Here is an 831-nt window from a genome sequence, read left to right as displayed (position 1 = left end):
CGTTACAGACTATGGTTCTTTAACAGTGTTTGATCAGGCATTCCAAACACACATAACTAAAACAGAGACGGTATGCGAAGTGCTACGTCTTACTGTGAGCGGCAGCGTTCAACACAAGCTCTACTTCTTATATCTTGCACAAAAAGAGCTGATGAATGTGCTGTTTCAGTCAGGCTACAAGGTTGGGTTCACCATTATAGAACAAGCGTTCATATTAAATTTTTATCAATCTATTGATTCTAAAGCCTACTTTCATTCAGGATACTGCGACATTAACGGTGACGGTATTAATACGTACCGGGGCTTCTGGAATTTTGAATCGATGGTAGACACCTTTAAACGCACAGACTTTCGCGATTATAAACGCCGTATTCGAGTAATCAGACAAAATACGCAGGTGAATGAACATGCTTGATATAGGTCTTAGTGGCCTACTCTACCCGAAAGCCATCACACTGTTTGCTACAGTGGCCGTGGTTCTCGTGTGGCTGCTGTACTACTGCTATCGCCTTAAACAAAAGAACGAAGTGATCTTAGGTTCGTACCACGCGCCTTATATCGCCTATTCGACATGCATTATTATTTGGATTAGCAGTAACGCCTACTTCCATACCGATTTGCTACCTCTGCTTGGGTCAGAGGGCGGCATTTTCATGGCGAAATGAGCCAACTTAGCTTCCTTCTTCGCATTTGCTTTTGCTTTCTACTTTTCTTGCCAGCTCGCCGCCGAGCAGAAAAAAGGCAAAGTAAAACTGTGGCAACAAGGCATTTTTGTTGCGCTGACGGTTTATTCTCTGGTCATCAATTTACGCCCGAACCTAACCGTTGAGA

Annotated in this window: 2 pseudogenes; both read left to right on the top strand. The window is 43.4% G+C overall.

Annotated elements, in window-relative coordinates:
* Positions 1 to 415 (top strand): annotated as a pseudogene (opaM, locus tag R7Z49_RS24165) (acyl-homoserine-lactone synthase OpaM); the annotation flags it as partial.
* A pseudogene (locus R7Z49_RS24160) lies at positions 408 to 831 on the top strand (hybrid sensor histidine kinase/response regulator); the annotation flags it as partial. The pseudogenes opaM and R7Z49_RS24160, both read left to right, overlap by 8 nt.

It is taken from the genome of Vibrio sp. 1562, assembly GCF_033340155.1.
Lineage (GTDB): Bacteria > Pseudomonadota > Gammaproteobacteria > Enterobacterales > Vibrionaceae > Vibrio > Vibrio alginolyticus.
Note: the sequence above shows the minus strand (reverse complement) of the source record. Positions and strands in the feature narration are given on the sequence as shown.